Source organism: Roseibium sp. AWQ4_290, from assembly GCF_056160985.1.
Genome location: NZ_JBSWYG010000008.1, coordinates 54,173 through 76,370 on the forward strand (window position 1 = coordinate 54,173; position 22,198 = coordinate 76,370).

Genomic DNA, 22,198 nt, shown 5'->3' on the forward strand with positions numbered 1-22,198 from the left:
CACCCTTGCATGTTCGCCCTTTGAGGCGCAACAGCTGCACGGGAATTTGTCGCATTATGAGGGTCCGGTGGCGGGTTTGCGGCAAAAACCTGCTAAAACTAACAAGATACCCGCTTTGTCAGTATTCTCTTTCGAAGAAAATCCCCGCCTTTGAGGAGCCGTCGGCGCCCACTTCGCCGCGCACTTTCAGGCCCCGGTCCAGGTCAATATCCACCTTGACCCTGCTGGAGTTGGACCCGGTGCCCTGTTCGACACCAAGATAGATATTGTCATTGATGTATTTCCCGACCGCAACGGATGGGCCGTCTTCGCCGTCCGTATTGATGTCGATGGCATCAAGACCAAGGGACTTGCGGATCGAGGCCAGCGGCCCGCTGTCGCTGCCACCGGTCAGCGTCGAGATCGCCGCAGCCAGACTGGCGACCTGGGTGGCGGAGAGGTTGCCGACGCTTTTGCCGAACAGCAACAGGGCCAGAACTTCGTCCTGGGGGAGCTCCGGAGAGGAACTGAAGGCGATCTGGGGATCATCTGCCTCGCCGCTCACAGTGACCGTGATGGTCGTGCTGTTGACCGATGTGGTTGCGACAAAGTCAATCAGCGGGGTCAGCGAGCCGTCAAAGGTCGCACTGCCCCGGGAGAAGACCAGACGTCTGTTCAGAATATCAAGCTGGCCGCGTTTCAGCGAAAAAGCGCCGATTGCCTGCGGATCGGCTGTTGTTCCGGCGACTTTCAGACTACCTTGCAGCTCGGTGTCGAGACCACGCCCGCGGATGAAAATCCGCCCTGGCGCTGACAGAAGAATGTCGAGGCGCGGCGGCACCGATTTTTGCTGGGCCTGACTTTGCTTGGGCTCGCCCCCGAGATCCGCCACCTGTTGACGCACAGCAGCCGACGCATTCACATGCTGAACATCGACCGGCGGGATGGCGCCGGGCAGATATTCGGGGATGGAGACATCGGCCTTGTTGATGGTGACAGTGCCACCAATAAGAGCGGAGTTTGAGGGCGAGGCGAGTGGCCCGGTGATCTTGATATCCGCCGTGACGTCCGCTGTGACGAGGCCAGGGTCCACATAGCGGCCATTGTTGAGCTTCAGACTGAGATCCGCGGGAAAGCCGTCTTTCATGCCAACTGTGCCGCTGGCTGCAAGGGAGCCGCCGGTGGCAAGATCTCCGGAGATCCCGTTGAGGGACGCCTGATCCTGGGTGACGGACGCAGTGCCCTGAATGTTTTTCAGTGTCAGCCCGGTGGACAGGCTCGTGACTTGCAGTCCGGTAGGCGTTGCGGTGATCTGATAGACTGGTGCAGTGGCCGAACCGCTCACCTTTCCGGACAAGGAGACTACGCCGTCGCCGTGCAGGCCTGCCTCGAGCAGTGGACGGCGCAGGGTCGCAACGGGAACGGTCCCGTTCAAAGTGACCGCAAGCATATTGGGCTGGGCCAGTCCCACTGTGCCCACCGCCGTCAGCTTCAGCCCGTTTTGAGTGCTGATCACCGTGTCCTGGGTAATCGTGTTGTCCTTCAAAGACCCGGAACTCTTCAGGCTGAGCGCGGCAAGGCCGTTTTTCTTCAACTCACTTGCGGTGAGGCCCGCGCCCGAGATCGTCCATTGTGCCTGCGGTGCGGCAGCACTGCCAGTGGCCGAGACTGTGCCCGACAGGGCGCCGCCGAGCCCGAGCGATGGAACAAAGGCGTTGGCCAGATCAAGCGGAACGTCCGTGAGTTTCGCGGTGAGGTCAAGCGTGTATCCGGCCGATCCTGAGACGGCCAAAGATCCGCCGCCAAGTTGCAGATCCAGCGGCGTTAGGACCGCGGTCCCGTCCGCATAGGACAGGGTGGCCGGTGCTTTCAGCTGGCTTGCGAGGCCGAGATAGGTCATGGAAAGCTTGGACAGGTCCACCCGATAGGCGCTAGCCGAGGGCTGGGTCACGAAGGCGGCAAGAGACAGGCCGTCCTGGTTGTCTGGGTCGACCCGGACATCCGCCGTAAACGAGGTGCCGTTGCGCTCGGGCGTGGCAAGCAGTTTGACTTCATGAACCGGCGTAGCGTCGGTCACAAGGCTGGACAGGGCGATATTTGCGGACACGGTCTGCGGCGTATAGGGAGCTGTGATATCGGCTTTCAGCGTCAGGCTGCCGATCTTGACAGACGGCACGGCGATGCCGCCGCCCGACAGGTCAATCACGAGTTTCTTCGCATCCGGATCGGCAAAGACGGAGCCTTGCAACTGGCCGTCAATCTCTGTCAGCAGCAGTGGTGACAGGGAGGCCAGATCCGGTGCGTCGATTTTCAAAGTTCCGGCGAGGGTTTCCAGAGCATTGTCTAGACGGCCTACCTTGAGGGCGCCCTGAACGGTATTCCCGGCCAGTTTCACTGACAAAGGGTCAATATCCGCGCCGCCGTTCTGGCTTTTCAGGTCGACGTCAACGGAAATCGGCTGGCCATTGAGGCGCGCTGTCGTGGTCACAGTGGCGCTTGGAGCAGCCGGATTCGATATGGCCTTGACCGAAAACTCAAGCCCATCGAGCGGGGTTCCGGCAAGCAGGATCTGCTTTGAGGTGGCCTTGGCCTCAACCTGCAGCGCTCCGACCGGTCCTGCGGTCTTTGCAGTCAGGTCCAGCGTCCCGTCCAGTTGCGGATCGATGCGGGCCAGATCCTCAAGTGCCGCCGTCAGGCTGGAGGTCAAAGCGCCGGATTGATAGCGGGCGGTGCCAGACAGGGTGAGCGCGTCGTTCTTGAGGGCCAGGCTCTTCAGGGTGATGTCGCTGGTCCCTTTCAGGTCCAGAACCGCATCGAGGCGTGTGTTCTGCGACAAAAGCCCGTCGGCCTGAGGAAGACCGGTTTTCAGAGCGTCGGCAACCAGCGCAACCGTTGTGGACCCGGCAAGGGACTGCGGATCAAGATCCACGGAAAAGGACGTCGAGACGGCTCCGCCCAGATCCCGTCCGGCCAGGTTCGAAAAGACCTTTAGGTCAGGCACGGACAGCCGGCCCTGGCCTGAGACCTTGTTGGGGGAGGCAAGCGTGTCGCTCAGCGAGAGGGAAGCTGCAGAAGAGGCGAGGGCAAGATCAGAGACTTCCAGGGTCTGGGCCTTGCCGTCGAGTGTCCCGGCCCCTTTTAGCGACAGCGGGCCGGTGAGGGGCTCTGTCGCAGGAATCAATCCCTGAAGGTCTGACACGGTCAGATCAAGGTCAAAGGGTGAAGACAGGGCGTCGGGGGTTAGATTGGCGTCCTTGCCTGAGAGGTTCAGGGAGAGGCCTTCTATCTTTGCCTCATCGGCTTGGAGGGAGGCGAGCGTCAGGCGGGTTGTCCAGCTTGCTTGAGACAGCGCGCCTGACACCGAGACATCCGCGCTGAGCGGCCCAAGGGCAACCCGTTTGTCGCCCAGGTCAAGCGCAATCAGCTGGGCATCCCCGCCGGTGACCGAAAGGGTCCCTTTGGCGCTGATCTCTCCATTTGTCAGCGCGCCGGAGCCTTCAAGGGACACCGTCTGCGTTTTGAGGGAGAGTTTGGCCGAAAGCGGTTCGAACACCAGGCTGAACCGCGCGGCGCCGGAGGCCTTGGTGGAGCCGAGTACAAATGCCCGGGCCTGCGGAGGCACCAGCGGCGCAAGGTCGCCGTCCAGATCAAAGGTGAGGTTGCTGCCGCCGCCGGTGTCTTGAAGCTTGGCAGAGCCTGTCACGGTCCGGTGGCCGTCAAGGGCGACGGCAAGGTTTGCTCCCCAGTCGCTCAGAGGGCCCTGGCCTTCGAGATCCACGGACAAGGCCGGAAGATTGGGGACGTCCAGAAGGCGGGCCGCCAGGCCGCCCCGGGGCTCGCTCAAGGCCACCTGAAAGGTCAAGGTTTCGGCGGCTGGTTCAAATTCGGCCCTTGCGGTTAGCTCTGCTGCCACCCCATCCACTCTGCGGACGTCAAGATAGGCGCGCAGCAGCGCCGGGTCAGGCGCAAAGGATCCGTCCCCCGAGGCGGTCAGAGACACCGGCTCTCCGATCAACGCCGCGCCGAGATTGACCTCCTCAAGCTTCAAGCCGCGCACGGTGATATCGACGGGGACGGAAAATCCGCTTTCAGTGGGTGTGGCCGTTTCGGAACCGGGTGCATCCGAAGCTGCGTTCGGGGCCGGTCGTCGGTTCAGGTCTATCCGCCGGGCTGAAACGCCGGTGATCTCAAGATGACCGGCCAACAGCTGCAGCGGATGCCAGGACAGTTTAAGCGTTTCAGCGTCAAACCAGGGGCCTTTGGTGTCCGTGATCCGGACTGCGTCGATTTGGGCATTCAGGCCGAAACTGACATAGAGGCCTTCAACCGTGATGGTTTGAGTGTCACTGGAGGCCAGAGAACTGACGAGCGAGGAGACGAAGTCCCGGCCCGGCTGAACGTGTAAACAGGCAATCAGCACGACGGGCAAGGCGGCCAAAAGGGCCACCAGAGCGCCAAAAATCCGTAAGGTCAGTTTCATCAAACGCATTTGGTTCCAGCTCTGCCGGTCTCCAGCCGTTCTGCAACCCCAAAGTGCCGGACGGCTGACTTTTTCACAAGCATTTGGCCTTGCCGGGGCCTTGAGACAATAGCTGATAAGAAATTGGAAACGTTCCGTCCAGTTGCCGGGGCGCGGGCGTGTGGCCCGCAGCGCGGCAAAACGCCTAAAATGCCTGGCTCAATCCCACATAGAGCGCAAAATCAGGGTCGTCTTTCTCCGGTTCCAGCGGTATTGCAGCATCAATGCGTAAGGGGCCTATGGGAGTGAAATAGCGCAGTCCAGCCCCAACGCCCACTTTCAGCTCTTCTGAAAAATCGGGGAAACTGTCTTCATAGGCATTGCCAGCATCGACGAAGCCGACCAAGCCAATGGTCTCGGTGATGCGCACGCGCACTTCCCCCGACAGTTCGATGAGGGAACGGCCGCCGACAACGTCATCGCCAATCCTCGGCCCGACATTGCGGTAGGCGTAGCCCCGGATGGAACCGCCGCCACCGGCAATGAACCGGCGGCTGGCGGGAACCGCTTCGATGGAGGGCGCGAAGATCGACCCGGCGGTGATCTTGGCTGCAAGAATAAAGCGTTTGGACTTATCAAGCGCGTAGTAGCTGGACACCGTGCCCTTTACGAAGCCCATCGCGTTGGAATTGAGCGTGTCATAGGCAGGCTCTGCAAACAGGGCGGCAAAAACGCCCTTGGAAGGGTTGAGCTTGTCGTCCCGGTTGTCGAACAAGAGATCCGCGGGGAGACCCACCAGAAGATACCGGTCATCCCCGAAGGCATCTTCTTCATCTGCATAAAACAGTTCGGCCCCGGCGCTGCCTTTCAGCGTGTCCGAGAAGTCCCGGTTGAGGCGCGCATCATAGGTGAGCGTCTTGCTCTTGTAAGCATCCGGGTTTTCCTGGCGGGCCTCAAGGCTGGTGGAAAAACTGGTCAGGGGTCCAAAAACACCTGGCTTTTCAAACGCGATCCGGGCCGAATATTCCTGGTTCTCAAAGCTTTCCGTACCGATCCGGCCGATGGAGCCTTCAACAGACAGAAGTTCACCTCGGCCAAAGAGGTTCCGTCGCCGCCAATAGGCTTCCACACCAAAGCCTTCGGTGCTGGACCAGGACGCTCCCGCACCGATGACATGGCGTTTGCGCTCGCTGACTTCGATGGTGATTGGCATGACGCCGTCCGGACCGGCAATGTCGCCTTCCACGAATCGGATCGACGAAAAGATGCCAAGGTCGTTCAGCCGTTTGCGCGCCCTTGCAATGTCTGCAGGTGAATAGGTGCCGCCTTGCGGCAGCATGGCCTGCTGCCTGACAAAATCCGGGTCTGTGACCTCTGTGCCGCTGACCGAAACAGCGCCGAACTGGGCGCGCGGGCCTGCATCCGCCACAAGGGTTACATCCAGTGTGTTCCGGCTGTGATCGGCCGTGATCCGCCGTTCGGCGATTGAAGCCTTGGGATAGCCGCGGCCGCGAAGCACGGACACGATTTTGCTTTCTGCTGTGAGAATCTTGCCTGATCCGGCAGTTTCGCCGGGAACAAGCCCCCAGAAGGACGGATCGGTCGACAGTTCGCTGCCTGTCGCAGAGACCGCAACGTTACCGAAAATGAACGTGGGGCCGGGATCGACCAGAATGGCAACTTTGACCGGACGGGTGTCCGGCAGGTTGTCCTGTTCCAGTGCTGTCTCGAGAGGGATACCGGCCAATGTGATGGAAACCGTGCCCCCGTAGCGGCCATCCGCATAGAGCTTGGCGATCAGGCGTTCCCGGTCCGAAAGCGCCCGGGCTATCAGGCCCGGTTCTCCGGAGGGGCGCTTTTTCTGCTGCTGAAGCAAAAGGGAGGCGGATTTCAGGCCTGCTGTCAGCTCTTCATGGCCATCGGTTACCGACAACTCGGTCTCATAGGAGATCGGATCAGGCACCGCCTCCGTTTCCTCTTCCTTTGCACCGCCGAACGGGGTCCAGCCAAAAAGGTCAAAGGCATTGGCAGGCGAGACTGGCAGGCAAAGCGCAAGGGCGACGCAAGTGCCTGGCACCAGCCGGTTTGGAAACACAAAAAGGGCGGTCACCTTGCAGGCAACCAACCGGCCAAAAGCAGTTCGAACCGTGTTCCAGGCATCGCCGGAACCCGAAGACGGTAGACCCTTCACTTACTGCCGCCTGACGGTTGAGCCGGCCCACAAAGGCCAGGCTGTCGAATAAGCTGTCTCAATTGTGTTTACGCAGTCCCTACACAATTGAACGTAGAACTTCGTCATTAATGTTTGCTGAACAAGGGTAGACCATGCTGCCCTGCCGGTTTCAAGAGCCGAAGCCCATCAATGGATTTATCAGAACAACTTAGGAGAAGACTTCTCTGTTGGTGAAGTATTTTTGACACGGGGCCCACAGTAAAAATCGCGAGCCCCGATTTTGAAACGGAAACAGATTTAAAAAAGCGGCTCTTCTTCAGGAAGGCCCATGAGCCGGCGGGCAGCGGTCAGGGTGTTGACCATAAGCATCGCAATGGTCATCGGGCCGACGCCGCCTGGAACCGGCGTGATGGCCCCCGCATGTCCGGCGGCTTCTTCAAAGGCGACATCACCCACCAGACGGGTTTTGCCGTCGCCCCGTTCCGGAGCCGGAACACGGTTGATTCCAACGTCAATAACGGTTGCCCCCGGTTTGATCCAGTCTCCCTTGACCATTTCCGGGCGCCCGACGGCTGCCACGACAATGTCGGCTGCCCGCACCACATCCGGCAGGTCTCTGGTACGGCTGTGGGCAATGGTGACCGTGCAGCTTTCCTGCAGCAGCAGGCTGGCCATGGGTTTGCCGACAATGTTGGAGCGGCCGACAACCACAGCACTCTTGCCAGAGAGCGTGTCTCCCAGAGTGCGTTTCAACAGGACCAGACTGCCGGCCGGTGTGCACGGCACCAAAGCGCTGTCCCGTTCACCGGCGGTTAGAAGTCCTACATTGACCGGGTGAAAGCCGTCCACATCCTTCTCCGGGCGGATCAGGCGCAGGACCTTGCTTTCGTCAATGTGCGCGGGCAGGGGCAGTTGGACGAGAATGCCATGAATATCGGGATCATCGTTGAGCTGCCGGACGAGGCCGAGCACTTCGTCTTCGCTCACCGTTTCGGCAAGCGTGTGTTTGACGGAATGGAAGCCGCAGGCTTCTGCCGCCCGGTCCTTGTTGCGCACATAGACTTGGCTGGCCGGGTCTTCCCCCACAAGCACAACCGCGAGTCCGGGACGCTGTCCGCTGGTTTCCAGAAGCTTGGCAGCGCGGCGGGTGATTTCTTCGCGAACCGATTCAGCAATCGCCTTGCCATCGATGAGTTGAGCCTGAGACATGCGGCCTTCCTGTCGCCTTTCGGGAGTTTCAATGAGATCCGGCGACAAGCTATAGAGCGCGCAGCGCAGGAGAAAAAGGCCGAATACGTCTTATGTGACCCTGTCAGCGCCAATTGGACACGGGGCGAGGCCGTGTTTCAGAGTCTAAGAAGGCTTCAAAGTCCCGGTGACCCGGTCCAGTTCCGAAAGGGCGCACACGATATGATAGAGTGAACTTGCCGGGGCCGGTTCCACGGCAAAGCGTCCATCCGGGCTCTGCTTGTCACGCCATAGACCGGCGGGAGCCGTCTCCAGAAAATGCCGGAGGGCTGCAACAGCGTCCGGAACATCCGACAGATAGGCCTCCCGCTCCGGGCCGCCCGACACTTCGGCCAGCGCGAGAGCGGCCTTGATCCATTCGGTCTGGCCCCAGAGGCGGGCGAGAGGATCGTGAACGGTGAAATCGTCCTTCAAGGCCATGAAAGTCACGCCGCGCGTCTCATCGATCCCGTAGGTCCAACCAATGTCATAGAGGCGCCGAGCGGCAATCAGAGCGCCCGCATCTCCCCGGGAGGTGCCCCATTTGCACAGGAGCCAGGCCCATTCGAACTGGTGCCCGGGTTCCATGATCCGGCCGCTGTCTCCTTCGAGCGGGGACCAGTCCAGATCGAAGTATTCGCGCAGGCCGCCGCTGACCGGGTCGATGAAACGGGTGAGCGCCAGCTCGGCAATTTCGTCGGCGAGATTCTGCCAGACCGGATCGTCCGAAACCGCTTCCCAGGCCAGACAAGCCTCAAACAGATGCATATGCGGATTGGAGCGCAGCGGGCGTGTGTCCGGATTGGCCTCCCGGAACCCGGTCTGCGGGTGGCGGTACCGGTCCATGAGATTTTTGAGCACATTGTTGGCCTTGTCCGCGGCCTGCCGCTTGCGCTCCGGCACCTGGCCAGCCACATGGGCAAAGGCGAACAGCGCAAAAGCCTGATTGTAGAGATCAAAGCGGTCATCGGTGACCGCATTGTCCAGATCAACGGCGGCCACGCATGTGCCCGAGCCGGTCAGATAGGTGTTTGAAAACCAGTCGAACAGGCCGGTCGCGATGCCGTTTGCCTGGTCCTCCCAGCCAAGCCGGCCGCCTTCCAGAAAGGAATAGATCTGCCGGGCCACAACACGGGCTCGCCGGGATTGGTCCGTTGGAGTGAGCGTTTCAAGATCTATGGCTTCGAAACATTCGCCCGTGGATAGATCCGCACCGGTTTCCAGCCAAAGAGGAAGCGCCTTTGAGGTCAACCAGCGCAACATGTCCTGCGACAGGAGGCGCAAGCCTGCAAGGTCCTGGGGTCTGGACTGGGATTCCATGAGGGTCCTTTCGGCCTTGGATGTCTGACGGGATGCGCGGATGCGGACCGGCCCGCGGACAATAGCCCGCTTCGCCGTCAGGTCACGCAAAAAAATGCCGGCCCACGTCAGGCCCGGCGGTTTTTACAAAAGCCTGTCAGGAGGGAGCCTGCCGGAGACGGCGCTTGGCTCAGACATTGCTGTCGGGGAACGAAGCCTTGCGCTCGGCCATAAAGGCCATCAGAGCCTCGTCAATCGCTGGATCCAGCTCCGGTCCGCTATAGGCGCGCAGCATTTCTTTCCATTGGGCATTGGCCCGCCGGGCCGCGTCCAGTTCGCCGTCGGTCAGCCATTGCTCATAGGAATTGTTGTCGGCAATCGGAGAGCGGTAGAAAGCGGATTCGAAATTGCGCTGGGTGTGCGCCGCCCCGAGGAAATGACCTCCCGGGCCGACTTCCTGAAGCGCATCGAACGCCAGGGTCTCGTCCGAAACGTCAATGCCTTTGGCCAGAACATGCATCATGCCGAGCTGGTCCGCATCCAGAATGAATTTTTCATAAGAAGAACACAGCCCCCCCTCCAGCCATCCGGCTGCGTGAAGGGCGAAATTCACGCCTGACTGTACCGTTGCAAGGATGGTCTGGGCGGATTCCTGCGCCGATTGCGCGTCCGGAAGTTTGGAGGCGGTGAACGATCCGCCGGAGCGGAAGGGGAGATTGAGACGGCGGGCCAGTTTGGCGGCACCGTTCAAAAGCAGCGAGCCTTCCGGACTGCCGAAGGTTGGCGCTCCGGACTGCATTGAAATTGAGCTGACAAATGCGCCGAAGACAACAGGCGCGCCGGGGCGGACCAACTGGGTCAGTGCGCAGCCCGCAAGTGCTTCGGCCAGTACCTGCGACAAGGTGCCAGCCACGGTGACCGGGCTCATGGCGCCAGCCAGAATGAAGGGAGAGACAATGCAGGCTTGATTGTGCTTGGCATAGACTTTCAGGGCCCCGAGCATGGTCGCATCAAAAACAAGCGGGGAATTGGCATTGATCAACTGGATCAAGACGCAGTTCTGATCGACGAACGCGTCTCCAAAAGCGATTTGCGCCATGCTGACCGAATCTTCCGCCCGCTCGGGGGCCGTCACAGAGCCCATGAACGGCTTGTCTGAATATTTGATATGGGAATAGACCATATCGAAATGGCGCTTGTTGACCGGCAGATCGACCGGTTCGCACACAGTTCCGCCCGAATGATGAATCCAGGGCGACAGATAGGCGAGCTTCACGAAATTGCGGAAGTCTTCAATGGTGCCATAGCGGCGGCCCTGATCCAGGTCTGTGACAAAGGGCGGGCCGTAGACAGGCGCAAACACCAGATTGTTGCCGCCGATTTCCACATTGCGGGCTGGGTTACGCGCATGCTGGGTGAACTGGCGCGGCGCGGTCTTGAGGATTTCGCGCAGCATGCCTTTTTCAAAGCGCACCCGCTCGCCCTCGACCTCGGCACCTGCCGCTTTCCATAAGGCCAGCACTTCGGGATCTTCCCGGAATTCCAGTCCGATCTCCGCCAGAAGACGGTCCGCATTGGCCTCGATCTTTTCCGCACCCTCATCGCTCAGCACATCATAGACGGGGATTTTGCGGGAAATATAGGGAACGGCCTGGCTGCCCGGACCGGATTGCCGGCGCTCCCGGCGGGCGGATCGTCCACGGCGGCCTGAAGGAGCGGCGTCTGACATGTTGTGCCTCCACATGTGCTTTCTTGTTTGACCCAGTCTTGAACAAACCGTCTGGCGGGCGGGGCCCAGATCCGGCGCTCACTGCCCTGAATGCGTCATTTCAGGGCGGGGGGACTCTATCGCAGCCGGCTGTCCCGCGCCATGGGGCAAGGCCAATGGGAGGCGGGAAGCGCTTGGAGGCCTTTGGGAAAAAGCCGTTTGCAGCGGCCTTTGTGCAGCAGGTCATTTTGGGGCTGCGTGTCGCGGTCAGTATGCCGCCGTGACGCAATCAGACTATTTCGCGCAAGAGGCTGCCGCGATACTGCGGCCCGAACGAATTGAAGAGGACGCAAACATGTCAGCCTTTCCTGACAAAGCCAGGGTCGTCATTGTCGGCCTCGGCGGTATTGTCGGCGCATCTGTCGCCCATCACCTGATCGAACGCGGCTGGGATGATATTGTTGGCATCGACAAGTCTGGCATTCCGACAGATATCGGCTCCACCGCCCACGCTTCCGACTTCTGCTACACCACCAGCCACGACTACCTGTCGGTCTGGACAACCCAGTACTCCATCGAGTTTTTCGACAAGATGGGACACTATGCGCGGGTCGGCGGGCTGGAAATTGCCCGTAAGGGCGACGATGCCTGGATGGAGGAAATCAAGCGCAAGGTCACCTCGGGCAAGGCGTTCGGAACCAATGTGCGTCTGGTAGAGCCCGACGAAATCAAGAGCCTCTTTCCCCTGATTGAAGAGAACATGGTGCAGGGGGGCATGTTCGATCCCGATGCCGGTCTTGTTGTTCCGCGTTCACAGACCGTTGCGGGCAAGCTGGTGGATGAAGGGGAAAAGACCGGCAAGCTGAAAGCCTTTGCCAACACGCCCGCTCAGTCACTGATCGTGGAAGGTGGCCGCATCAAGGGGGTTGTGACCCATCGCGGCACTATTCTGGCCGATCATGTGATTGTCTGTGCCGGCCTGTGGGGACGCCAGATCGCGGAAATGGTCGGTGAAGACCTTCCGGTGATGCCGGTGGACCATCCGCTGACCTTCTTCGGTCCTTATAATGAGTTTGAAGGCACCGGCAAGGATATCGGCTTTCCGCTGCTGCGCGACCAGGGCAATTCGGCCTATATGCGCGACACGGGCGATCCGAAAACCGCTGAAGGCGGGCAGATCGAGTGGGGCTATTATGAGACCACTCATCCGCGCATGTGCCATCCCCGGGATCTGCAGGAAAAGCTTGAAGCGCGCCTGTCGCCCTCCCAGCGGGATCTGGAGATGGAACAAGTCATCGAGCCCCTGGAGCGGGCGATGGAACTGACCCCGATCCTGGGCGAGCTCGGCTATAATGAAAGCCATTCTTTCAACGGTCTGCTTCAGGTCTCCGCCGCAGGTGGTCCCTCCTGCGGGGAAAGCCAGAAAGTACGCGGGCTTTGGTATTGTGTTGCCATCTGGGTCAAGGACGGTCCGGGCTACGGTAAGCTGATTGCCGACTGGATGACCGACGGGCGCACCGAAATCGACCATGCGTCAATCGACTATTCCCGGTTCTACCAGCACCAGCTGAGTGAAGAGTTCATTGAAGGGCGCTGTTATGAGGCGGCCCAGAAGATCTATTTCCCGGCGATCCACCCGCGCGAGCCCTATGCCTCCGGGCGCAACATCAAGCGCTCGCCCTTCTATGAGCGGGAAGTTGAACTCGGTGGCTACTTCATGGAACTGGGCGGCTGGGAGCGGGCGCATGGTTATGCGGCCAATGAGCATCTCTTGGAGAAATATGCCGACCGGGTGCCGGAGCGGGCAGCGGAATGGGACAACCGCCACTTCTGGCGTGTCTCCAATGCGGAACAGCTGGCCATGAGCGAGGATTGCGGCCTCATCAACCTGTCGCATTTTTATATGTTCGATGTGGAAGGGCCGGATCATGTGGCCCTGATGGAATGGCTCTGTGCGGCCCGCATTGGCGGCGATGCCAATATCGGCAAGGGCATTTACACCCACTTCCTGGATGACGGGGGCAATATCCGCGCCGATCTGACCGTGTTCCGCATGGAAGACCGTTGCCGCATCGTTGACGGGGCCGATGCCGGGCCGCGTGATCTGCACTATGTGAAGCGCGTTGCCGAGGACAAGGGCTTTGATGTCACGGTCACAGATGTGAGCGAACGCTTCACCACGATCGGGATCTGGGGGCCAAATGCCCGTGAGAACCTGAAAAAGGTGGTTTCCGATCCGGCTGCGCTCGATCCGCAAGCCTTCCCCTTCGCTGCGATCCGTCCCCTGGAGATCGCCGGACGCGGGGTCTCGGCTCTGCGCCTGTCCTATGTGGGGGAACAGGGATGGGAACTTCACATGGCCTATGAGGATGGCCTGGCGGTCTGGGACGCCTTGCGCAGCCTCGGTGTCACGGCGGTTGGCGTGGAGACCTATGCCAATTCCCGCCGTATGGAAAAGAGCCTGCGCCTGCAAAATGCGGATCTCTTGACCCAGTATAACCTCTATGAAGCCGATTTGGCCCGGCCCAAGGTCAAGGATGCGGATTTCCGCGGCAAGGCCAAACATCTGGAATACCGGGCGCGGGCCCATCAGCCAGCGACGCTGTGTACTCTTGTTATGACCGAAAATACCGATGCCAGCGGGATCAAACGCTATCCGGTCGGCGCCATGCCGGTCATGGATCCGGAGACCGGCAAAACCCTGGTCGACAGTCTCGGCCGTCTATCCTACACGACGTCGGTCGCTTTTGGCCCGACGATCGGCAAGAATATCGCGCTCGCGTATCTGCCCCAGGGCTATTGCGAAGTGGGCCGGAAACTGACGGTCGAATATATGTCGGAGACCTATCCGGTCGAAGTGGCCGGGGTTGGCTATCAGCCGCTTTATGATCCTGACAACCTGAAGCCGAAAAGCTGATTCTTAAAGACAAGGCAGGGGCTGACACCGGGCTCAGTCCTTGAACATGCGCAGTTGGGGCGCTTTGAGCCGACGGCCCAGAAGGAATGAAAGACCATTTGATGTCGAAATTGGAAGACCTTCTGGCCCAAAAGGGTGCGCTCCTGGCGGATGGGGCAACAGGGACAAATCTTTTTGAGATGGGGCTTGTCTCGGGGGACGCGCCGGAATTGTGGAACGTGGAGGCACCGGAAAAGATCAAGGCCTTGCACCAGTCTTTTATCGATGCCGGGTCTGACATCATCCTGACCAATACTTTTGGCTGCAACCGTCACCGCCTGAAGCTTCATGGCGCGGAAGGCCGGGTAAAGGAACTGAACAGGGCGGGAGTGCAGCTGGCCCGGGACGTGGCCGCAGGCGCTGGGCGTGAGGTTCTCATTGGCGGGTCCATCGGCCCGACAGGCGAGCTGTTTCAGCCGTTGGGTGCGCTTAGCTATCAGGAGGGTGTTGCGGCATTCCGGGAACAGATCGAAGGTCTGGTAGCAGGCGGTGCTGACATCCTTTGGGTCGAGACCATGTCAGCGGTTGAAGAGATGAAGGCAGCCGCCGAAGCGGCCCAAGGGGCCGGATTGCCGCTCGTGATCACCGCCAGTTTCGATACGGCAGGCAAGACCATGATGGGGCTGGCTCCGAAGGGGCTTGGTGATCTGCAAGCGCAGTTTGCCTGCATGCCCGTTGCCATCGGTTCAAATTGCGGGGTTGGTGCGTCCGATCTTCTGGCTGCGGTCATGGAAATGACCGAGGCCTATCCGGAGGCGATTGTGGTGGCCAAGGCCAATTGCGGTATTCCCCAGATCCGCGGCGATGAAGTTGTCTATACGGGCACGCCTGACCTGATGGCCAAATATGCCCATATGGCCCTCAATGCCGGTGCCCGGATTATCGGAGGCTGCTGCGGCACGTCTCCCACCCATCTTGCGGCCATGCGTCAGGCACTGGATGCCCATGAGCCAGGCCCCCGGCCGGATCTGGAAGATGTTCTGGCGAAGATCGGCCCGCTGATATCCCCGCCAAACAAGGAAGCCGATGCGGTCCGCGCGGCGGGAGACAGTGGCTCAGGAGGGCGGCGGCGGGGCCGCCGCCGGGGGTAGCTCTTTTCGCGACCAGAGACACTCCTTCAGCAGGGGCCGGGCTGTGCGTCCATGTAAGGCGTTTTGGTTTCCGTGAGCGAGGCCGAGACAATACCCATCGGCTGGTAGGGCGGATCCACCTGCATGCCCGGATTTGTCATATGGATCTTGTAGCAGCCCGTATAGGTTTTGCGTGTGCCGTTGGTCTGAAGCGACAGCAGCGCAACGGGAAGAGCCCAGTAGATTTGCCCTGCTCCAGGGTCAGGCTGCGTGCTGCCGAATTTCACCTCAACTGATTTCGTGCCGGCATAACCCTTGACCCAGATATTGAAATCCTCCGGTGCTGACTGGGCCTCAAAGTAACCATAGGCCTGGGCGTATGAGCGGGTGCTGATGGCAAAATAATAGCTCTCGATCAACCTCTGCGGGCTCGACCGGTCATCCAAATAGGTCCAGTCCTGCGCATAGGTTTCATCTGGCGCAAGGCCGGCCAGAAGGGGCAGGGAGGCTGAAAGGATGGCAATGCGTGCAAGTCGGATGGGCTGCATGTCTTTCTCCTTTTCCTGAAAGGCCAAAACCCATCGCGTTTTATCGGACTTGGTTTTCGCCGTCTGACATCAAAGAGGCCACAACTCAAGACAAACCACTTTGAAACTGCATAAATGCGACAGGCTCCAGATGAGTGTCCGGTGAGTGGTGTTGTGACGCAAGAAGGGTAGTTTTTGCACGTCCATTGTCCGGAAATACCCCGTGAACTCCCGCAGTTTGGGCAAGGTCCGTGCCGGACAAACTTAAGTTTATTGATTTTACGTCTTCAGCTGCTACGTCAACGCGGATTTGGCCGTCAGGATAGCCGTGATGGCTGGCACAGGAGGGGTGACGTTGCGGATTTTCGGTCTTTTGGTGATTGGAGCGACTTGTCTTGTGCCGCTGGTCTGGTTTTTTCAGATCGCGGCGGCGCGTGATCCGGTGGCTGCCTTCAGCCAGTATCTGGGAGCGGCCGCCCTCATTGTGATGGGCATCAATCAGGCTCTGGCCACCCGGGCGCCCGGTCTGGAGATGATTTTTGGACCGCTCGACCGGATCTATGTCCTTCACAAGTGGCTGGGCGTTGGCGCGATGGCAGCCCTCGGACTGCATGACATCATTGATGCGGATATGCGTGGCCTGAACGGGGGGGCTCTGTCCGGGATCGCCGAGGATATAGGTGAAATAAGCCTCTATGGTCTCCTTATTCTGGTTCTGGCATCGGTGATCACTTTCATTCCCTATCATTTGTGGAAATGGAGCCACCGTCTGATCGGGGTCTTTTTCCTGATGGGCGCCTTTCATTTCTTCTTCATCGAGAAGCCTTTTTCCAACACGGACCCTGTTGGGCTCTATATCTCCGCCTTCTGCCTGCTCGGGCTGGCCAGCTATGCCTGGATGTCCGTTATCCGGCCAATGGCGCCCCGTGGACACCGCTACAAGGTGATGTCGGTCTGCCACTTGGATGGTGTGACAGAACTGGCGCTTGCCCCGGAAGGGCGAGGGCTGAAACACAGGGCCGGGCAGTTTGCCTTCTTGAGCCTTGCAGGCCATGGCCTGTCGGAAGCTCATCCTTTCACCTTGAGTGATGCGCCGCGGCCGGACAGGAGCCTGCGGTTTTCCATCAAGGATCTGGGCGATTACACCAGCCGGTTGCGCCGCAAGGCCGAAGAGGGCATGGAGGTCCGGGTGTCCGGCCCATTCGGGCATTTTTCCATGCCCGCAGGCCGCGACCCGCAGATCTGGATCGGGGCCGGGATCGGGATCACACCCTTCCTGGCTTTTGCTGAAAGCCTGAAGTCTCGCGAAACCGGGCCGGTGAAACTGTATTATTGTGTACGCGGGCGCGAAGATATTCCCTATGCGCTGGAACTAGAAAAGCGTGCGGAAGAGGCGGGAACCCTGGAGGTGGTCATCGTCAATTCCGCGGAAGGTGTCCGGTTGACGCCGGAGCGGATTGCGGCGGACCTGAACGGGGACCTCAGCCGCGCACATGTGTTTTTCTGCGGGCCGAAAGCCATGCGTAGGTCCCTGAGGCGTGGCCTGGTGTTGCAGGGGCTGCGGGCATCCCGGTTCCATTTTGAAGAGTTCCAAATGCGTACGGGCATTGGCCTTGGCACGCTCGCCGCCTGGCTCTGGGACAGTGGCATTTATGCCCTGGAAAAACGGCGCGCCGGAAACCGCTTGCCGGCGGAATAGGGTCTCCTGCACTGCTGGTCTGCAATTGCACTTGCCCTCCGGCCGCTTTGACGTTTACGTAAAAGAGAGCCGGGAAGCCGGCGCCGAGGTGCAGATTGGGGGAGGCCGCATGCAGCCAGTGATGTCAGTTGGGGAGATCGAGCAATTTCTGGACAGGGAGTTTCCCCAGATTCACGCTGGCGGGCGGGCCTATTGGGCGGAAAGTCTGAAGCCCGGGGTGGCCGTTGTGCGTTTGAGCGCGACGGAGCAGCATCTACGCCCCGGTGGAACCGTCTCCGGGCCGTCTATGATGGCACTCGCGGATCTGGCGGCCTATGTGGTGATTCTGGGCCATATCGGCCCGGTGGCGCTGGCGGTGACCACCAGTTTCAACATCAATTTCCTGCGCAAGCCACCGCCGGGAGATCTCCTGGCCTCGTGCCGGATTTTGAAACTTGGAAAACGGCTTGCCGTTGTTGACTGCGCCATTTCAGGGAGGGGCAGCGAGGATCTGGTTGCTCATGCCACTGCTACCTATTCGGTGCCGCCCCGCTGATCACCGGCCCGCGCGCAAGACGATTGAAACTTAGGCTGGCCTTGCACCTCAGGCGGTTTGCCGGGGCCTGTCCTGCGTGAACAGGCCTTCCAGATCCCGTGAATATTCGATCACCTGGCCGCGGCCGCTGCGTTTGGCGGCATAGACGGCCAGATCGGCCCGGTGCAGAGCTGTTTTGGCCGTATCCCCGTCAACGGCAATATAGGCGCCGGTGCTCAGGCTGGGCACGTAGCTGCGGCTTTCGTGATAGAAAGTCTTGCGCGCATCTTCCATGATCCGGCCATAGAGGCTGCGGAACTCGATCAAACCGATATCCGGGCACAGCACCACGAATTCATCCCCGCCGAACCGGCCCACATAATCCCCCTTGCCGCGCAGGTTGGCCTTAAGGATCCGCGCGGTATGCTGCAACAGGCTGTCACCATAGGCGTGTCCGAACTGGTCATTTACCTGTTTGAAATGATCGAGATCGACAAACAGAATTCCAAGACTGAGCGGAACCTGGGGTGCGTCGAAAAGATCTGCAAGAATTTCCGTCGTGCTGTTGCGGTTGAAGGTGCCGGTCAACTGGTCGTAGCGCGTATATTCCAGAAGCGTCCGGTCTTGCCGTATCATTTGCCGGGTCTTGTGGATATAGGCCGCAGCCGGAACAAGCAGGATCAGGATAGTGCCTGCAATCAGATAGCCGCTGATTTGACGAAAGGAGACTTCAAGGGCTTCTTCAAGGTCGCCGACATTGACCGAGACTTCAACAGTTCCGATCCGCTCGCCCGAGGGGTGGAATGCGGGCATGAGAACTTCCACATAAGTCTGAAGATGTTCGGGAAGGCCGATGCGTACTTCTGGTTCGTGCAGCGTTACGATGCTTTGGCCGGTTTGAAAAGTCTGCAGCGCCTGTTCACTGAAGAACTGTGTGGGCGCGAGCACTCCATTGTCTGACAGGAAGGTCAGCATGCCCTGATCGTCAAACAGCTTAAACCGCATGACCCCTGTGAGTGCAAAGGAATTTTCCAGCCGGGCGAAGTCATCTTCGGGGGCGACGCCGGTTTCGATCATCTGCACGGCGGAAGGTGTTGTCTGAAAAAAGTTGTCGCTCCAGTTGCGTGCCCGGATTTCAGCATCCTTGCGTATGGCAACGTGGACCTGCCAGTCAATCAGGGCTTCGAGCGAAATATAAACAATACCGACAAGAAAGAGCGTTCCGAGTAGCGCGAAAAGCAACGGATACCGTTTTACTCGCTTCAGGTTGTCGCGACTCATTCTCGCTCTTTCCGATGTTCGCTGAGGGAAATTAGGACTCAGGACTTAAGACTAGGTAAAATCGACGGGAACGCCGGGCAAGACGGACTCGGTCCGCTGAAGGAGGAGGGAAAACATTAGATCGGAAAGCTGGAAAAATTGTGGTAATATGATACCGTTTTTGTAAGTAATTGAAATTATTAATATAAAATAGCAACCGGCCCCAAAAAGGCTGTTGACGGCTGTTTTGGCTGCGCGTATAAGCACCCTCGAACGAATTCAGGGTCCGTTCGCTGGCTCATTTGCAGCCGCGCGGGCCCTTTCCTTAACCGACCAAGTTGGATCAAACTCATGAAGACCTTCTCTGCCAAGCCGGCTGAGGTCGAGAAAAAGTGGATCTTGATCGACGCAGAAGGCATGGTTGTCGGCCGCCTGGCCGCTTTCATTGCCAACCACCTGCGCGGCAAGCATCTGCCGACCTACACCCCCCATGTCGACACCGGCGACAATGTCATCGTTATCAACGCTGACAAGGTGGTGTTCACTGGCCGTAAATACGACAACAAGAAATACTACTGGCACACCGGTCACCCGGGCGGCATCAAGGAGCGCACCGCGCGTGGCATCCTGGAAGGCCGGTTTCCCGAGCGTGTTCTGGAAAAGGCCGTTCAGCGCATGATGCCGGGCGGTCCGCTGTCCAACAAGCAGCTGAAGAACCTGAAAGTTTACGCTGGTCCGACCCACCCGCACGAAGCTCAGTCGCCGGAACTCGTCGACGTGAAGGGCCTGAATGCAAAAAATGACGGCAAGAGGGCTTAAGAATGGCTGAGCTGCAATCCCTGGAAGAACTGGGCGGTGCGGTCGAAACCGCTGCCCCTGAAGCTCCGGTCCATGTCCAGAAGCTGGACGCTCAGGGCCGTGCCTATGCAACCGGCAAGCGGAAAGACGCCATTGCGCGCGTCTGGATCAAACCGGGCACTGGCAAAATTGTCGTCAACGGCAAGGACTTCACCGAATATTTCGCACGTCCGGTGCTGCAGATGATCCTGCGCCAGCCGGTCATGCTGACCGAACGCGATGGCCAGTATGACGTGGTTGCAACCGTCACCGGCGGTGGCCTGTCCGGTCAGGCGGGTGCCGTGCGCCACGGTCTGTCCAAGGCCCTGACACATTACGAGCCGGAGCTGCGGTCCATTCTGAAGAAGAATGGCTTCCTCACCCGCGACTCCCGTGTGGTTGAGCGTAAGAAATTCGGCCGCCGCAAGGCCCGCCGGTCCTTCCAGTTCTCCAAGCGTTAATCGCCGGACAAACTGGTTCCGATCTTTTAAAGAACCCGCTGGAGCGATCCAGCGGGTTTTTGTGTTTTGGGACCTGTGTACGTTTTGCAAAGCGCAGTGCGGGTAAAGAACGCGCTTCAAGATTTTCTATCCTTAAGGAAAGACTGCATCTCCTCTTTGCGTTTTTTCTGAATAGACAGAGTTTGTTTGTTTTTCTTAGGTGGAATGTTTTATGCCAGAATTTGTTTTGTTGCGGCGGGGAGATACCATGCCTGCGGTTTCCGTTGCCCAATTGCTGTTGAACCGGACGGGCGCGAGCCTGACAGCCGATTTGATTTTCGGGTCCCGGACGCAGCAGGAAGTGCGCGAGTTTCAAAGGCCCAGAAGCCTGGCGCCCGATGGTGTGATCGGTCAGCGGACCTGGCCCCGGTTTGAAGGCAATGAGCGTCGGCAGATTATTGATCGTATCGATGTGTTTGATCAGAGCCTTTGTGGGATGGAAGTGCGTGATCAACAGCGCTTTGTATCAGGCCTCAAGCGGTGATGCCCGCAGCCTGAGAAGATCTTTGTTTGGAATAGAGGCATCTTGCCATAAAGAAACAATATCCCGCTGCGCGTTGCCGGGGGACTTTTGAAACCGTCAGGGACTGCATGACCCAAGCGAAATTTCTGGAAGGCAGTCTCTTCCGCCATGTGATGGTCATGTCCTTGACCGCCTCGGCCGGATTGATGGCCATATTCGCAGTCGATTTTGTCGACATGATCTTCATTTCCATGCTGGGCAAGGAAGAACTGGCTGCAGCCATCGGCTATGCCGGAGCGATCCTGTTCTTCACCACCTCGTTCAATATCGGCGTGGCCATTGCTGCAGGAGCCCTTGTGGCCCGGGCACTTGGCCAGGGGGATTCTGAACGGGCGGGCGAGCAGGCCTCCAATGCGCTTGCCGCCGGGGTTCTGTTTTCTTCCCTTTTTGCGGGACTTGTCTGGTTTCTGCTGGACGATCTGGTCACGCTGATCGGCGCGCGCGGTGTGACGCACACTTTGGCGGTCCATTATCTGGCGATCATCGTGCCGACCCTGCCGGTTCTGCTTCTGGGCATGGCGGGGGGAGCCATACTGCGCGCCCATGGGGATGCACGGCGGGCGATGACGTCGTCCATTGTCGGCGGCCTGGTCAATGCCGTGCTCGACCCGATCCTGATTTTCGGGCTGGACCTTGACCTGACGGGCGCAGCCATAGCCAGTGCCGTGTCACGGTTTGCGATTGCAGCCTATGTGCTGCCCCCCATCATCAAGGTCCATGGGGGGCTGAAACTGCCGAAGCCAGTGCTTTTGATGAGGGATCTGCCGCCAATTTGCGCTATCGCGCTTCCGGCGATCCTCACCCAGTTGGCGACCCCGGTCGGCCAGGCCTGGGTAACCCGGTCCATGGCGGAGTATGGGGAGGAGGCCGTGGCCGGCATGGCTGTCGTCGCACGAATGACACCGCTGGCCTTTGCAACGATCTTTGCTCTGTCTGGCGCCGTTGGACCGATCATCGGGCAGAATTTCGGGGCGGGGCGCTTTGACCGGGTCCGGGGAACCTTGCGCGATGCGCTGATCTTTACCGCGCTTGTGGTTGGTCTGGCTGCGCTTGTGCTGTTTTTGCTGCGCGAGCCCATTGTGTGGCTGTTCAATGCTCAGGGCATGGCGCTGACCCTGATCTACCTGTTCTGCGGGCCGCTTGCCCTTATGTTCTTCTTCAACGGGGCCCTCTTTGTCACCAATGCCTGTTTCAACAATCTGGGGCGGCCCTTCTATTCCACCTTGATGAACTGGGGCCGCCATACGCTCGGCACCATTCCGTTCGTCTGGCTGGGAAGCGTCTGGTTCGGCGCGCCGGGTGTCCTGATTGGCCAAGCGGCGGGCGGTGTTGTGTTCGGCCTTCTGGCCCTCTTTCTGGCCAGCCGGGTGATTGCCAGCGTGGAAACAGGCGCCGACAGTCCGGCCGCTCCCGGCCTCTTCCAGCGTCAAGCCCGTCAGGTGATCCTGTTTTTTGCAAGACGCTGAT

The 22,198-nt window shown here is 59.5% G+C and carries 15 protein-coding genes; 8 read left to right on the forward strand and 7 right to left on the reverse strand.

Annotated elements, in window-relative coordinates; translation table 11 throughout:
- Positions 1 to 118: 118 nt before the first annotated feature.
- The 5 genes from ACXAH0_RS09785 to ACXAH0_RS09805 form a co-directional block, all read right to left on the reverse strand.
- The gene (locus tag ACXAH0_RS09785) at positions 119 to 4,459 is read right to left on the reverse strand and encodes a translocation/assembly module TamB domain-containing protein (RefSeq protein ID WP_475190719.1); all 4,341 of its coding nucleotides are present in this window, start codon (positions 4,457 to 4,459) and stop codon (positions 119 to 121) included.
- Between the two features lie 184 nt (positions 4,460 to 4,643).
- Complete coding sequence (locus ACXAH0_RS09790) at positions 4,644 to 6,629, reverse strand: autotransporter assembly complex protein TamA (RefSeq protein WP_475190720.1); 1,986 nt, start codon at positions 6,627 to 6,629, stop codon at positions 4,644 to 4,646.
- A gap of 279 nt (positions 6,630 to 6,908) precedes the next feature.
- Positions 6,909 to 7,820 carry a bifunctional methylenetetrahydrofolate dehydrogenase/methenyltetrahydrofolate cyclohydrolase FolD gene (folD, locus tag ACXAH0_RS09795; protein ID WP_475184089.1) on the reverse strand — a complete coding sequence of 304 codons (912 nt, stop codon included), beginning with the start codon at positions 7,818 to 7,820 and terminating at the stop codon, positions 6,909 to 6,911.
- Positions 7,821 to 7,964: 144 nt separating this feature from the next.
- On the reverse strand, positions 7,965 to 9,158 hold the full coding sequence (locus tag ACXAH0_RS09800) for an AGE family epimerase/isomerase (RefSeq protein WP_475190721.1): 1,194 nt from the start codon (positions 9,156 to 9,158) through the stop codon (positions 7,965 to 7,967).
- A 169-nt stretch (positions 9,159 to 9,327) separates the two neighbouring features.
- Complete coding sequence (locus ACXAH0_RS09805) at positions 9,328 to 10,866, reverse strand: trimethylamine methyltransferase family protein (protein WP_475190725.1); 1,539 nt, start codon at positions 10,864 to 10,866, stop codon at positions 9,328 to 9,330.
- Between the two features lie 334 nt (positions 10,867 to 11,200).
- Here ACXAH0_RS09805 and ACXAH0_RS09810 point away from each other — a divergent pair, with 334 nt between their 5' ends.
- Entirely contained in the window at positions 11,201 to 13,762 is a 2,562-nt protein-coding gene (locus tag ACXAH0_RS09810; protein WP_475190727.1) for a GcvT family protein, read from the forward strand.
- Positions 13,763 to 13,863: 101 nt separating this feature from the next.
- A complete protein-coding gene (gene bmt, locus ACXAH0_RS09815) occupies positions 13,864 to 14,892 on the forward strand; it encodes a betaine--homocysteine S-methyltransferase (RefSeq protein ID WP_475190729.1) in 1,029 nt (342 codons plus the stop codon).
- A 26-nt stretch (positions 14,893 to 14,918) separates the two neighbouring features.
- On the opposite strand, the gene ACXAH0_RS09820 is transcribed toward bmt, so the two are convergent.
- Positions 14,919 to 15,419 (reverse strand): hypothetical protein, encoded by a 501-nt coding sequence (locus tag ACXAH0_RS09820; RefSeq protein WP_475184077.1) that lies wholly within the window; start codon positions 15,417 to 15,419, stop codon positions 14,919 to 14,921.
- Between the two features lie 310 nt (positions 15,420 to 15,729).
- Here ACXAH0_RS09820 and ACXAH0_RS09825 point away from each other — a divergent pair, with 310 nt between their 5' ends.
- Both ACXAH0_RS09825 and ACXAH0_RS09830 read left to right on the forward strand, forming a co-directional pair.
- The gene (locus ACXAH0_RS09825) at positions 15,730 to 17,097 is read left to right on the forward strand and encodes a ferredoxin reductase family protein (RefSeq protein WP_475184075.1); all 1,368 of its coding nucleotides are present in this window, start codon (positions 15,730 to 15,732) and stop codon (positions 17,095 to 17,097) included.
- 109 nt (positions 17,098 to 17,206) lie between these two features.
- Positions 17,207 to 17,632 (forward strand): PaaI family thioesterase, encoded by a 426-nt coding sequence (locus ACXAH0_RS09830; RefSeq protein ID WP_475190731.1) that lies wholly within the window; start codon positions 17,207 to 17,209, stop codon positions 17,630 to 17,632.
- Positions 17,633 to 17,680: 48 nt separating this feature from the next.
- Here ACXAH0_RS09830 and ACXAH0_RS09835 read toward each other — a convergent pair whose 3' ends face one another.
- A complete protein-coding gene (locus ACXAH0_RS09835; RefSeq protein WP_475190733.1) occupies positions 17,681 to 18,892 on the reverse strand; it encodes a GGDEF domain-containing protein in 1,212 nt (403 codons plus the stop codon).
- Between the two features lie 330 nt (positions 18,893 to 19,222).
- On the opposite strand from ACXAH0_RS09835, the gene rplM reads away from it, so the two are divergent.
- The 4 genes from rplM (at position 19,223) to ACXAH0_RS09855 (ending at position 22,197) form a co-directional block, all read left to right on the forward strand.
- Complete coding sequence (gene rplM / locus ACXAH0_RS09840; protein ID WP_475184068.1) at positions 19,223 to 19,690, forward strand: 50S ribosomal protein L13; 468 nt, start codon at positions 19,223 to 19,225, stop codon at positions 19,688 to 19,690.
- 2 nt (positions 19,691 to 19,692) lie between these two features.
- On the forward strand, positions 19,693 to 20,169 hold the full coding sequence (gene rpsI, locus ACXAH0_RS09845) for a 30S ribosomal protein S9 (RefSeq protein ID WP_475184066.1): 477 nt from the start codon (positions 19,693 to 19,695) through the stop codon (positions 20,167 to 20,169).
- 247 nt (positions 20,170 to 20,416) lie between these two features.
- Positions 20,417 to 20,692 carry a peptidoglycan-binding domain-containing protein gene (locus tag ACXAH0_RS09850; RefSeq protein WP_475190735.1) on the forward strand — a complete coding sequence of 92 codons (276 nt, stop codon included), beginning with the start codon at positions 20,417 to 20,419 and terminating at the stop codon, positions 20,690 to 20,692.
- A gap of 107 nt (positions 20,693 to 20,799) precedes the next feature.
- On the forward strand, positions 20,800 to 22,197 hold the full coding sequence (locus ACXAH0_RS09855; RefSeq protein WP_475190740.1) for an MATE family efflux transporter: 1,398 nt from the start codon (positions 20,800 to 20,802) through the stop codon (positions 22,195 to 22,197).
- The last annotated feature ends 1 nt before the right edge of the window (position 22,198 follow it).

Excerpts from the sequence above, each read along its gene's own strand:
- ACXAH0_RS09785 (WP_475190719.1), bottom strand. The coding sequence starts at position 4,459 with ATGAAACTGACCTTACGGATTTTTGGCGCTCTGGTGGCCCTTTTGGCC.
- folD (WP_475184089.1), bottom strand. The coding sequence starts at position 7,820 with ATGTCTCAGGCTCAACTCATCGATGGCAAGGCGATTGCTGAATCGGTT.
- ACXAH0_RS09800 (WP_475190721.1), bottom strand. The coding sequence starts at position 9,158 with ATGGAATCCCAGTCCAGACCCCAGGACCTTGCAGGCTTGCGCCTCCTG.
- ACXAH0_RS09805 (WP_475190725.1), bottom strand. The coding sequence starts at position 10,866 with ATGTCAGACGCCGCTCCTTCAGGCCGCCGTGGACGATCCGCCCGCCGG.
- ACXAH0_RS09810 (WP_475190727.1), top strand. The coding sequence starts at position 11,201 with ATGTCAGCCTTTCCTGACAAAGCCAGGGTCGTCATTGTCGGCCTCGGC.
- bmt (WP_475190729.1), top strand. The coding sequence starts at position 13,864 with ATGTCGAAATTGGAAGACCTTCTGGCCCAAAAGGGTGCGCTCCTGGCG.
- ACXAH0_RS09820 (WP_475184077.1), bottom strand. The coding sequence starts at position 15,419 with ATGCAGCCCATCCGACTTGCACGCATTGCCATCCTTTCAGCCTCCCTG.
- ACXAH0_RS09825 (WP_475184075.1), top strand. The coding sequence starts at position 15,730 with ATGGCTGGCACAGGAGGGGTGACGTTGCGGATTTTCGGTCTTTTGGTG.
- ACXAH0_RS09830 (WP_475190731.1), top strand. The coding sequence starts at position 17,207 with ATGCAGCCAGTGATGTCAGTTGGGGAGATCGAGCAATTTCTGGACAGG.
- ACXAH0_RS09835 (WP_475190733.1), bottom strand. The coding sequence starts at position 18,892 with ATGAGTCGCGACAACCTGAAGCGAGTAAAACGGTATCCGTTGCTTTTC.
- rplM (WP_475184068.1), top strand. The coding sequence starts at position 19,223 with ATGAAGACCTTCTCTGCCAAGCCGGCTGAGGTCGAGAAAAAGTGGATC.
- rpsI (WP_475184066.1), top strand. The coding sequence starts at position 19,693 with ATGGCTGAGCTGCAATCCCTGGAAGAACTGGGCGGTGCGGTCGAAACC.
- ACXAH0_RS09850 (WP_475190735.1), top strand. The coding sequence starts at position 20,417 with ATGCCTGCGGTTTCCGTTGCCCAATTGCTGTTGAACCGGACGGGCGCG.
- ACXAH0_RS09855 (WP_475190740.1), top strand. The coding sequence starts at position 20,800 with ATGACCCAAGCGAAATTTCTGGAAGGCAGTCTCTTCCGCCATGTGATG.